Here is an 11,332-nt window from a genome sequence, read left to right on the forward strand (position 1 = left end):
CCCTCACTCCCCCAGTCCCAGCAGTCCGGCGAGGCCCCTCGGGCTCCGCTCCGGTACGGCGGGCGCGCCCAGGACGCCGGCTCCCGAGCCGGAGCCGGACAGCGAGCCCGGTGCGGCGGGGGTGGGCACCGACCCTCTGGGGGCGTTGCCCGAGCCCCGGACGTTCTGGCCGCTCGCGGCCGGAGCGGTGCAGCGGGCGGCGGTGTTCACCGGCGTACTCCCCGAGGTGTCGAGGCCGTCGCGGTACCGCGTGCCCTCATAGCCCTTGGTGCAGGGCAGCGGCTGGAAGAAGGTGGTGACCATGCCGAAGTCCACGCCTGCGGGACCGACGGCGGTGGACCCGGCGGCGGCCACCCGGGGCAGCCGCACCATCAGCTCCTCGGTGCCGTGCTGCCGGGTGATGAGGAGCTCGGAGGTGGTGGTCAGATTGGCGAGCAGCACGCTCAGACCGGGGTCGGTGTCGCGCAGCAGCGCGGTGAACTCCTGCGCCGTGCCGGGCGTTCGGTCGATGACCCGGCGCAGGTCGGAGTCGGAGTCCTTGAGGCTGCGGGCGAGTCGGCGGGCCCCGGTGGCGAAGGAGGTGAGGGCGCGGGTGCTGTCGGCCTGGGTCCTGAGCACGGTCTCCCCGTCGGTGAGCAGCCTGGTGGTGGCGGGCAGCGCCTGGTCGGCGGCGTCGAGGAACCGGCTGCCCGCGTCCAAGAGCACCTGGAGGTTGGCGCCCTGGTTGGCGAACGCCCTGCCGAGCTCGTCGACGGCCGTGCGCAGCTCGTCCGTCGGCACCGAAGCCGCCAGGGAGTCGACGCCGGTCAGGAGCCGGGTGATCGGGGCGGGTGTGCTGGTGTCCCGGCGGGCCACGGTGTCGCCGTCGCGGAGGTAGGGCCCCCGGTCGGTGCGGGGCGCGAGGTCGAGGTACTGCTCCCCGACCGCCGAGAGCCCCGCCACCTTCGCGTCCAGGTCGGCGGGGATCGGCGGGGTGCCGTCGTCGATGGCGAGCCGCGCCTCCACCCCGTCGCCGGTCAGCGCGATACCGCGCACCCGGCCGACGTCGACGCCCCGGTAGGTCACATCGGACCCGGTGAACAGACCGCCAGTCTCGGCGAGTTGCACGCGTACGGTGTACGAGCCCGGCGCGCCGACCAGGCGTCCCAGGTCCGCGTACGTCACCGCGATATGGCCCAGTACCAGGGCGCCGAGCAACAGGAACGCGAGGTTCTTGAGGTGGGTCGCCGGGGTGATCACCGGGCACCGCCTTCCCCGACGGACGGCAGCGGCAGCGCGCCCCCGGTCGGCGTCGGTCTGCCGTGCTCGGGCAGGATCACGGTGCCGGGCGCGGCGGCGACCTTGAGATAGACGTTGAGGTAGTCGCCCTTGACGCCGCTCAGCACCTCGTCGGTGAACGGGTAGGTCATCAGCACCTGGAGCGAGGCGGGCAGGTTCCGGCCCGCGTCGGCCAGGCCCTTGAGGGTCGGGGCGAGCGCCTTCAGGTCGGCCACGGTGTCGGCCCTGGTGCGGTCGACGGTGCCGACGGCGGCCGTGGAGAGCGTGTCCAGCGACGTGAGCATGGTGACGAGCGAGCCGCGCTGGTCCCGTAGCACCTCGAGGCCGGGGCCGAGCCGGTCCAGTACCGCGCCGACCTCGGTGTCCCGGCCCGCCACCGTGGACGACAGCCGGTCGAGGGCGTCGAGCGCCTCCGTGAGGTCACCGCGGTGGGTGTCGAGGTCCGTGGCGAAGGCGGCGATCCGGTTGAGGACCGAACGGGCCGAGGACTGGCGGCCGTCGAGCGCGCGGTTCAGTTCGCGCGTGATGGTGTTGATCTGCCGCACCCCGCCGCCGTTGAGCAGCATCGACAGGGCGCCGAAGACCTCTTCGACCTCCGCGTTGCGGTTGGTGCGGGCGAGCGGGATCACCGCCCCGTCGGCCAGCGGCGCGCTCTCACGTACGGCGGCGGCCTCGCGCGGGCCCGAGGTGTCGTTGAGGTCGGGGCGCGGCGCCAGATCCCTGGGCGCGACGAGCTGGACGTACTTCTCGCCGAGCAGGCTGGACTGCTCCAGGTTGGCGTAGGCGTCGGCGGGCAGCCGCACCTTGCCGTTGACCTTCATGGTCACCCGCGCCAGCCAGTCGTCCCCGCTCACCGTGATCTTCTCGACCCGGCCCACGGCGACGTCGTTGACCTTGACCGAGGACTGCGGGAAGAGACTGGTGACGTCCTTGAAGACGGCGGTGACGCGGTAGGGATGGCTGCCGAGGCCGGCGCCGCCGGGCAGCGGCAGGTCCTCAATGCCGTGGAACGAGGGCAGTCGGACACCCGGCACCAGCGCGAGGCCGGTGGCGGCGGCCGCGGCGCACAGCGCCAGCCCGGCCCGGGCCGCACCGCGCCTCATCGCCCGGCCCCCGGCGCGCCGCGCCCGTACGTCTCGGCGGCGGGCAGCGGCAGCGGGCCGAGCTCGTTGAGGTCGGCGCGGCCGTCGATGGTGCGGGTCGCCGGGTCGTAGGCGTTCTCCAGGTTGGACGCGGCCAGCGGCAGCGTGTCCAGCGCCTCGCCCAGGGAGGCGCGTTGGTCGACGAGCGACTGGGTGAGGGCGGCGAGCCGGTCGACGTCCTTCTTCAGCCTGCCCCGGTTGTCGCGGACGAAGGTCTTCACCTCGCCGAGTGCGGTCCCGAGCTGCCGCAGCGCGGCGGCGAGGTCGTCCTTCTCCCCCGCCAGGAACGTGGTGACGTCGGAGAGCTGCTGCTCGGTGGTGCGGACGGTGCCGTCGTTCTCCTTCAGCATCGTGACGAACGACTGGAGTTGGCGCACGGTCCTGACCAGGTCGCCGCTGGACCCGCCGAGGACCTTGGCGGCGCCGCCGAGCTGCTGGACGGTACGGCCGACCGCGTCGCCGTTGCCCTTCAGGTTCTTGGCGCCGGTCTCGATGAGGTCGGAGAGGGCGCCCTTCTTGTTGGCCCCGTTCGGGCCGAGCGCCTCGACGAGCCCGCTGACGCTCTCGGCGAGTTCGTCGACCTCCATCGGCGTGGCGGTCCGCTCGCGCGGGATGACCGCGCCGTCCGCCAGGGTCGGCCCGCTGCCGCTGTAGGCGGGGCTGAGCTGCACGAACCGGCCGGAGACGACGCTGGGGGCGACCACGACGGCCCGCACGAGCTCGGGGATCCGTACGCCCTTCTCGACGCTCAGGCTCACCCGCACCTGGCGGCCCTCGGGGCGCAGCCGGTCGACGCTGCCGACCCGGACGCCCAGGACCCGCAGGTCCGACCCCTCGTGCACGCCGACGGTCCGGTCGAAGTACGCGGTGAGGTGCAGGGCGCCGTCGTCCCCCAGGAGACGCACGGCGACGGCCGAGACGCCGGCCGCGACCAGCAGGGCGAAGGCGACGCCGAGCACGAGGAGCTTGCGCGGCCGGGACAGGGTGACTCGCAGGGGCGTCAACTCCGGCTCCCCTTCCCTGGTTTCGGGGGCATACAGCCGTCCGGCGGGATGCTGCCGGGCGGCAGATACGTCTTGGGGACCAGGCCGCACAGATAGCTGTCCATCCAGTGGCCGTTGCCCAGGGTGTTGCCGACCAGCCGGTAGTACGGGCCCGCCTGGGCGAGGATCCGGTCCAGGCTCGCCTTGTTCCTGCTCAGCACCGCCGTGACGCGGTCGAGCGCGTCGAGTGCGGGGCCGAGCCGGGCCCGGTTGTCCGCGACGACCCCGCTGAGCTGGACGCTCAGGTTCCGGGAGCCGGTGAGCAGCCCGTGGATGGCGTCCCTGCGGTAACCGACCTCGGACAGCAGCCGTCCGCCGTTGACGAGCAGGGCGCGCACCCGGTCCTTCTTGCCGTCCAGGGTCCTGGTGACCTGGTCGGTGCCCTTGAGCAGCCTGCTGATCTGCTCGTCCCGGCTCGCGATGGTCAGCGACAGGTCGGCGAGACCGGTGACGGCCTTGCCCACGTTCGGCGGGGTGTTCCTGAACGTCGCCGAGAGCGTCTCGAAGCTCCTGGCGAGGGTGCGCGTGTCGAGCTCGCCGACCGTCCGGCCCAGTCCGTCGAGCGCGTCGAGCACGTCGTACGGGGAGGTGGTGCGGGTGATCGGGATGCGCCGGTGCGGGTCCTGGGCGGCGGTGCCGCGCGGGTCGAGGGCCAGGTACTTGGAGCCGAGGAGCGTCCTGATGGCGATGCCGACCGTGCTGGCGTCGCCGACCCAGGCGTCCTTGACCGTGAAGGCCACCTTCACCTTGGGCCCGTCGAGCCCGACCGCGTCCACCTCCCCGGCCTTCACTCCCGCGATACGGACCTCGTCGCCGGGGTGCAGCCCGGCCGACTCCTTGAAGTCGGCGGTGTAGCGGGTCCCGCCGCCGACGAACGGCAGCGCCTTGACGTTGTAGACGAGCAGCCCGACCAGGGTCATGGTGAGCAGCCCGACGACGGCGATCGCCACGGGGTGCCGCTCGGCCAACGGTCTGCGCGGCGGCTTAGGGAGGCGGCGCCCCCGGACGCGTATGCGGGCACGTACAGGAGTCACACGTACAGGAGTCATCGGCGGCACCTCTGGTCCTTGATCGTGATGCCGGTGGGGGGCGGGCTGCCGTCGTCGGTGGCGACGCCGGTGACCCGCGCCTGGCAGAGGTACAGGTTGAGCCAGCTCCCGTACGAGGCGAGGCGGGTGAGGGCCCGCATCTTGTCGGGGGTGCGCCGCAGGAACTGTTCGAGCAGCGGCCCCTCGTCCGCGAGGTGGGCGGAGACCCGGCCCAGCTGGTCGACGCTGTCGCGCAGGGGCGCGCGGCCCTCGTCGAGGAGTCCGGCGGTGCTGGTGGTCAGCACCGCCAGGGAGCTGATCGCCTGCCCGATGGGCCGGCGGTCGCCGGAGAGGCCCGCCACCAGCTCGTCGAGGGTGTCGACCAGGCCGGTCAGCCGGCTCTCGCGGGTGTTGACCGTCCGCAGCACGGTGGTGAGGCCGTCGACGACCGAGCCGATCACCGCGTCCTTGGCTGCGAGCGTGCTGGTGACGGATCCGATGGTGGTGACCAGGCTCTCCACCGTGGGGCCCTCGCCCTGGAGGACCTGGACGACGGAACCGGCCAGCTTGTTGGTCTCGGCCGGGGAGAGCCCCTGGAAGAGCGGCTGGAAGCCGTTGAAGAGCTGGGTGAGGTCGAGCGCGGGCGTGGTGCGGCGCAGCGGGATGGTCCCGCCGGGCCGCAGCGGCGGCTGCCCGACCGGCCCGGCGCCGCGCTCCAGGGCGACATAGCGCTGGCCCACCATGTTGAGGTACTTGATGGCGGCGGTGCTGGAGGCGGGCAGGGTGCGGCTCCGCTGCACGGAGAACCGCACCTGCGCGTACCGCCGTTGGACGATGTCCACCGACTCGACCTGGCCGACCTTGACGCCCGCGATCCGGACCGAGTCGCCCTCGGTGAGGCCGGTGGCGTCGGTGAACCACGCCTTGTACGTGTGTGTGTCGCCCACACCCGTGTTGCTGATGCTCAGCGCGAGCACCGTGGTGGCCAGCACGGTGACCAGGACGAAGACCGCCGACTTGAGCAGCGGACCGGTGAGCGGCGCGCGGTTCACCTCGTCCTCGCCTCCGTCCCGGGACCCGTGTGCGGTGTCACGGTCATCCGCCGGCTCACCGCAGCCTCACGTCCGTGCCGCGCAGCGCCGGCCCGGCGAGCACGCTCGACCAGTCAGGCAGGGCGTCGGGCGTCCGGGTGTCCCCGGCCGCCAGCACCTCGTTCACCAGGGCGTTCTCCTGGGGCGAGTTGGCGACGCCGAGTCCGCCGCCCACCGTCGCGAGCGCCGGGGCGGACGGCGGCGCGGCCGGCTGTCCGCCGCCGTACGGGACCGGGTAGCAGGCCGGGCCCCCGGTGGCTGTGTAGCGGGGAGTGTCGTGGCCCGGCCGGTAGGCGCCCCGGTCCCGGACCACCGTCACGTCGACGTGCAGCCCCGGCTCGTCGGTGCCCTTGCCGAGGGCGCGGTCCATCGCGGGGACGAAGTCGGCCAGGGTCCTCAGGGTGCAGGGGAAGGCGGGGGCGTACCGGCCGAAGATCTCCAGGGAGGGGCGGCTCGCGGCGGTGACCCGGATGAGGTTCTCCCGGTTCTGCCGGATCCAGCTGTTCAGGTCCCTCGACGAGGTGGTCACCGACGCGTAGGCCGCCGCCAGTTGCCGCTGTTCGGCGGCGAGCGTGGCACTGGTGGTGGTCGCGTCGTAGAGCGCGTCGACGATGTCGGGCGCCGCCTGCGCATACCCCTCGCTCACCCGTACGAACTCCTTCACATCGCGGTTGAGCACGGGCAGCTGGGGGTTGAACTTCCCCAGATACGCGCCGAGTTGCTCCAGCGAGGTGCCGATCTTGTCGCCGCGCCCGCGCAGCGCGTCCGCCACCGCCGTCAGGGTCGCGGAGAGCTTCTGCGGCTGTACGGCGGTGAGCAGCGGCAGCAGATGGTTGAGCGCGCTCTCCAGCTCGACGGCGCTGCGGCTGCGGTCCTTCGGGATGACACTGCCGGGCGCGAGGGGGCGCGGGGAGGGCCGCGCGGGCGGTACGAGCGCCACGTACCGCCGGCCGAAGAGCGTGGTGGGCAGCAGCTGGGCCGAGACGTTCGAGGGCACCCGGCGCAGCTGCCCCGGCTGCATGGCGAGGGTGAGCCGGGCCGCCTTGCCGTCGGTGTCGACCTTCTCGACGCGGCCGATCACCACACCGCGCAGCTTCACGTCGGCCTGCGGGCGCATCTCGCTGCCGACCGACCCGGCCTCCACGACCACCTCGGCCGTGTCCTCGAAGTCGTGGTGGTAGAAGGCCAGCGAGAGCCAGACCAGCGGGACGGGCAGCAGCAGATAGACCAGACCGGCGAGTCGGCGGCGGCGGGCGAGCACGGTGTCCGCCGGGCGCAGCCGTACCGGGGTGTCCGTGCTCCGCTCCCGCACCGGCGCGCTCATCCCGCCACCTTCACCGTGGTCGTGGCGCCCCAGAGCGCCAGGCTGAGGAAGAAGTCGGTGATGCTGATCAGCACGATGGCCGTCCGCACCGACCGGCCCACGGCCACGCCGACACCCGCCGGGCCGCCCGTGGCGCGGTAGCCGTAGTAGCAGTGCGCCATGATCACCAGCACGCTGAAGACCAGCACCTTCAGGAAGGAGAGCAGGACGTCGGTGGGGGCGAGGAAGAGGTGGAAGTAGTGGTCGTAGGTGCCGGTGGACTGGTTGTTGAACAGGACGGTGACCATCCGCGAGGCCAGGAACGACCCGAGCAGCCCGATCCCGTACAGCGGGACGATGGCCACCGCGCCCGCCACGATCCGGGTGGAGACCAGATACGGCATGGACCGCACGCCCATGCTCTCCAGCGCGTCGACCTCCTCATTGATGCGCATCGCGCCGAGCTGCGCGGTGAAGCCGGCGCCCACCGTGGTGGACAGGGAGAGCGCGGCGACCAGCGGGGCGATCTCCCGGGTGTTGAAGTACGCGGACACGAATCCGGTGAAGGCGTCGGTGCCGATCTGACTGAGCGCCGCGTACCCCTGGAGGCCGACGACCGTGCCGGTGAAGACGGTGATGCCGATCATCACGCCGACCGTGCCGCCGATGACGCTCAGCCCGCCGGTGCCGAAGGAGACCTCGGCGAGGATGCGCTGGACCTCCTTGGGGTAGCGGCGGACCGCGCGCGGGATCCACAGCAGGGCACGCAGATAGAAGAGGAGCTCGTCGCCCGGCCGGTCCAGCCACGCGAACAGCCGGCCCGGCGCGCGCGGCGCGGCCTCCGCTCCGGTACGGGTACGGCCTCGGGCCTGGTCCAGGAGCGCCATCTCAGAGCCCCTTCGCCGGGACGAGCTGGAGGTACAGGGCGGTGAGCACCATGTTGACGAAGAACAGGATCAGGAAGGTGAAGACGACCGACTGGTTCACGGCGTCGCCCACCCCCTTCGGGCCGCCCTTGGGGTTCAGACCCCGGTAGGCGGCGACCACTCCGGCGATGAACCCGAAGAGCACCGCCTTGAGTTCGCCGACCAGCAGGTCGGAGAGCTGGGCGAGCGCGGAGAAGCTGGCGAGGTAGGCGCCGGGGGTGCCGCCCTGGACGACCACGGCGAAGAAGTAGCCGCCGAGCGTGCCGACCACCGAGACCAGACCGTTGAGCAGCAGCCCGACCGACATCACCGCGAGGACCCTGGGCACCACCAGCCGCTGCACCGGCGAGACGCCCATGACCTCCATGGCCTCCAGCTCCTCGCGGATCGTCCGCGCCCCGAGGTCCGCGCAGATCGCCGAGCCCGCGACCCCGGAGATCAGCAACGACACGATCAGCGGACTGGCCTGCTGGACCAGCACGAGGACGCTGGCGCCCCCGGTGAAGGACTGCGCGCCGAACTGCTGGATGAGGGAGCCCACCTGGAGGGCGATGACCGCGCCGAACGGGATCGTCACCAGCATCGCGGGCAGGATGGTGACACTGGCGATGAACCAGAACTGCTCGACGAACTCCCTCACCTGGAACGGCCGCCGGAACGTCAGCCGGACGACGGTCCAGCCCAGCGCGAAGAACCTGCCGGTCTCGCGCAGCGGGTCGAGGACCCGCAGCGGCGGCCGGGGCGCGGCCCCGGGCCCGGTCGGGGCGCTCATACCGGCCCCCCGCCCTCGTAGGCGTGCGGCGCCCTGGTGCGTACGAGCGTGTCGCCCGGCGGCGCCAGGCCCAGATCGGCTTCGACGGCCGCGCGGGCGGCGGGCGGCAGCTCGTCGAGCAGGCCGCGCACCCGGGCGCGGCGGCGCCGCACCGCGCGCCGCTCGGGCAGTCCGGGGGTGGGGTGGAGCTGCGGGGCGAGGGTGCGCCGGGTGGGCGCGCCGACGACCAGGCCGCGCGAGGCCTCCTCGGCCATGGTCGCGCGGTCCTTCTCCTCCGACATGCCGATGGGCCCCGCCCGCCGCCCCTCGAGGAACTGCTCGACGACCGGCTCCTGGCTGGTCAGCAGCACCTCCCGGGGCCCGAAGGCGACCAGCTCGCGGCAGAACAGCATCCCCATGTTGTCGGGGACGGTCGTGGCGATGTCGATGTTGTGGGTGACGATCAGCATGGTCGCGTCGAGCTGGGTGTTGATGTCGATGAGCAGCTGGGAGAGGTACGAGGTGCGCACCGGGTCGAGGCCGGAGTCCGGCTCGTCGCAGAGGATGATCTGCGGGTCCAGGACGAGGGCCCGTGCCAGCCCGGCCCGTTTGCGCATCCCGCCGGAGATCTCACCGGGCAGCTTGCGCTCGGCGCCCGCCAGGCCCACCACGTCCATGCGCTCCCGCACGATCCGGCGGATCTCCGACTCCTTCTTCCTGGTGTGCTCGCGCAGCGGGAAGGCGATGTTGTCGAAGAGGCTCATCGAGCCGAACAGCGCCCCGTCCTGGAAGAGCAGCCCGAAGCGCTTGCGGGCCTCGTAGATGTCCTTCTCGCGGCCGTTGGCCATGTCGACGCCGTCGACCAGGACCCGGCCCCGGTCCGGCCGGAGCAGTCCGACGATCGCCTTCAGGAACACGGTCTTGCCGGTGCCGGAGGGGCCGAGCATCACGCTGATCTCGCCCGCGGGCAGGGTGAGCGTGACGTCCTGCCAGATGGTCTGCCGTCCGAAGGCCTTGGTCAGCCCCTCGACGACCACGTCGATTCCCATGGCTTCGCGGCTCCTCAGCGCTGGGGGAGTTCGGGGACGGGCGGGGCGCTGCCGGCCCCCGCGAGCTGCCCCTGCCGGATCCGTACGGCGTTGCCCGGACCGGAGAGGGCGGCGGTGAACAGCGGCGAGAGGTCCTCGCCCCGGCTGCCGCAGCCGGCGAACGGCGGGATGGTGATCTCCCCGTCGAGGATTCCGCCGGTCAGGAAGTTGTACGCACCGCTCAGTACGGTGTCGAAGGGCCGGGCGGTACGGCAGCGCGGCCCCACGTCCAGGGGCACGCCGTTGACGCGTACGTCGTGGATCCGCAGGTGCTGGCGGTAGGCGATGGTGGTGGTGAACGTCTGGCCGCGCCGGACGTTGACGACGGTGACCGGCTCCGGCTCGAAGGAGACCCGGGCGCTGGTGGGTTGGAAGCCGAAGGTGAGGAAGGTGGAGCGGGCGTCGGGGAAGCGCAGCAGCCCCACCGAGTCCGACTCGTCGTAGCCGGGGGCGCTGACCGTGCGCCTGCCGAGGTCGAGGTGCATGGGGCCCGGTTCGCCGCGCGGGTCGTTGATGACCATCGCGCTGCCGAGCTTGTGGACGGTGGCGTAGCCGACGGCGACCACACAGAGGGAGGCGCCCAGGCGTCCCTCGACGGCGCCGGGCGGCGGCTCGGGCAGCCTGCTCGGGTCGAGCTCCCCGGCGGGCGGGTCGGCGGGGCAGACGGGGGCGGGGGCGAGGGGGCCGGGGCCCACCTGGATCGCGGGACCGGGGGGCTGGGCCTTCGAAGTCGTCGAAGGAGCCGAACGGGTAGGTGCGTCGGGGCCGGTGGGGTCGGTGACCGTCCAGGTGGCGAGGCTGGGGCCCGGGGTCGCGGCCGGGGTGCAGCGCAGCTCCACCGGGGGCGTCACGACGGGGGGTTGCTCCGTGGCGGTCGGCGGCGCGGACCCCGGGGCGGGCGAGCCCGAAGGGGGTGTCGCCTCGGGCGCCTGGGGGGCCGCCGCCTGGAGCGTCAGCGTGAACTCCGCTGCCGTGAGCGCCACTTGGCCCGGCTTGCCCAGCGTGATCGCCGGGACCTCGCCCGTGAAGGCGGGCCGCAGCCCGTCGGCGCCCGTGGCGGCCGTGAGCCCCGCCCAGTCCGCCCGGGCCGACGCCCCGTCCTGGGCGACGTCGACGGCGAGGCGGGCGGTGCCGGAGATCTCCGTGGTGCCCGGGGGCAGGAGCGCGGCGGCCGCCTGCGCGTCGAACTCGGGGCGCACCGCGAACCCCTCGGCCCGCAGCGGCTGTCCGGGGCGGCCGCCGGTCGGATACACGCCGGTGAAGGTGACGGTGACGGTGACGGCCCGGCGTACGGCTCCCGACGCGCAGTCGTAAATGGCCTGAACGGCCGTCTCCCGGTTCCGCGCAATTGTCCCCGACGCCGGAACAAGGCCGAGGAGAAGCACGATCACGCCCAGCGCGGCGGCGATAGCGGCACCGCGCCGGTCGAATGCACCGCCCATGGCTCTGCTCCTGAGGAATAGCGGTTCTACGGGCGCCGGGAACGGCCGATGTCGCCGTGACGTTACGTACGGGTAACCCGGTGCCGCAATACCGCTTCCGCGCGAATCTCCGAACTCCTGACCTGCCGGTGGATATTTGTCACCGGCGCCACAATTCCGGTCGGTCGCCTTGTCAACGGCGACACAGAACCGGTGCGCACGCAGGAGCGGGGCCCCGCGATCCGGGGGGACGGATCGCGG

10 protein-coding genes are annotated in these 11,332 nt (G+C 72.8%); all 10 read right to left on the reverse strand.

Annotation, left to right across the window (positions count from 1 at the left end):
• Window positions 1-3: 3 nt before the first annotated feature.
• On the reverse strand, window positions 4-1,239 hold the full coding sequence (locus ABD236_RS33905) for an MCE family protein (RefSeq protein WP_344081251.1): 1,236 nt from the start codon (window positions 1,237-1,239) through the stop codon (window positions 4-6).
• A complete protein-coding gene (locus tag ABD236_RS33910) occupies window positions 1,236-2,381 on the reverse strand; it encodes an MlaD family protein (RefSeq protein ID WP_344081255.1) in 1,146 nt (381 codons plus the stop codon). The genes ABD236_RS33905 and ABD236_RS33910 overlap by 4 nt, the downstream gene beginning before the upstream one ends.
• Window positions 2,378-3,424, reverse strand: a complete 1,047-nt coding sequence (locus ABD236_RS33915) for an MCE family protein (RefSeq protein WP_425544014.1) — start codon at window positions 3,422-3,424, stop codon at window positions 2,378-2,380. Before ABD236_RS33915 ends, ABD236_RS33910 begins: the two co-directional genes overlap by 4 nt.
• Complete coding sequence (locus ABD236_RS33920) at window positions 3,421-4,413, reverse strand: MCE family protein (RefSeq protein ID WP_344081258.1); 993 nt, start codon at window positions 4,411-4,413, stop codon at window positions 3,421-3,423. The genes ABD236_RS33915 and ABD236_RS33920 overlap by 4 nt, the downstream gene beginning before the upstream one ends.
• 95 nt (window positions 4,414-4,508) lie before the next feature.
• Window positions 4,509-5,543 carry an MCE family protein gene (locus ABD236_RS33925; RefSeq protein WP_344081261.1) on the reverse strand — a complete coding sequence of 345 codons (1,035 nt, stop codon included), beginning with the start codon at window positions 5,541-5,543 and terminating at the stop codon, window positions 4,509-4,511.
• 55 nt (window positions 5,544-5,598) lie between these two features.
• Window positions 5,599-6,906 (reverse strand): MCE family protein, encoded by a 1,308-nt coding sequence (locus ABD236_RS33930; protein ID WP_344081264.1) that lies wholly within the window; start codon window positions 6,904-6,906, stop codon window positions 5,599-5,601.
• On the reverse strand, window positions 6,903-7,700 hold the full coding sequence (locus tag ABD236_RS33935) for an MlaE family ABC transporter permease (RefSeq protein ID WP_344081858.1): 798 nt from the start codon (window positions 7,698-7,700) through the stop codon (window positions 6,903-6,905). Before ABD236_RS33935 ends, ABD236_RS33930 begins: the two co-directional genes overlap by 4 nt.
• 73 nt (window positions 7,701-7,773) lie before the next feature.
• Window positions 7,774-8,583, reverse strand: coding sequence for an MlaE family ABC transporter permease (locus ABD236_RS33940; protein WP_344081267.1), 810 nt, complete (start codon window positions 8,581-8,583; stop codon window positions 7,774-7,776).
• Complete coding sequence (locus ABD236_RS33945; protein ID WP_344081270.1) at window positions 8,580-9,611, reverse strand: ABC transporter ATP-binding protein; 1,032 nt, start codon at window positions 9,609-9,611, stop codon at window positions 8,580-8,582. The genes ABD236_RS33940 and ABD236_RS33945 overlap by 4 nt, the downstream gene beginning before the upstream one ends.
• Before the next feature lie 14 nt (window positions 9,612-9,625).
• Window positions 9,626-11,092: a hypothetical protein gene (locus tag ABD236_RS33950; protein ID WP_344081273.1), complete on the reverse strand. Its 1,467-nt coding sequence runs from the start codon at window positions 11,090-11,092 to the stop codon at window positions 9,626-9,628.
• Window positions 11,093-11,332 lie beyond the last annotated feature (240 nt).

Origin of the sequence: Streptomyces crystallinus (assembly GCF_039521265.1) — a bacterium.
GTDB classification, from domain to species: domain Bacteria; phylum Actinomycetota; class Actinomycetes; order Streptomycetales; family Streptomycetaceae; genus Streptomyces; species Streptomyces crystallinus.

Bases quoted from the DNA above. Each gene is read 5' to 3' on its own strand.
- ABD236_RS33910 (WP_344081255.1), bottom strand. From the start codon at position 2,381: ATGAGGCGCGGTGCGGCCCGGGCCGGGCTGGCGCTGTGCGCCGCGGCC.
- ABD236_RS33930 (WP_344081264.1), bottom strand. From the start codon at position 6,906: ATGAGCGCGCCGGTGCGGGAGCGGAGCACGGACACCCCGGTACGGCTG.
- ABD236_RS33940 (WP_344081267.1), bottom strand. From the start codon at position 8,583: ATGAGCGCCCCGACCGGGCCCGGGGCCGCGCCCCGGCCGCCGCTGCGG.
- ABD236_RS33945 (WP_344081270.1), bottom strand. From the start codon at position 9,611: ATGGGAATCGACGTGGTCGTCGAGGGGCTGACCAAGGCCTTCGGACGG.
- ABD236_RS33950 (WP_344081273.1), bottom strand. From the start codon at position 11,092: ATGGGCGGTGCATTCGACCGGCGCGGTGCCGCTATCGCCGCCGCGCTG.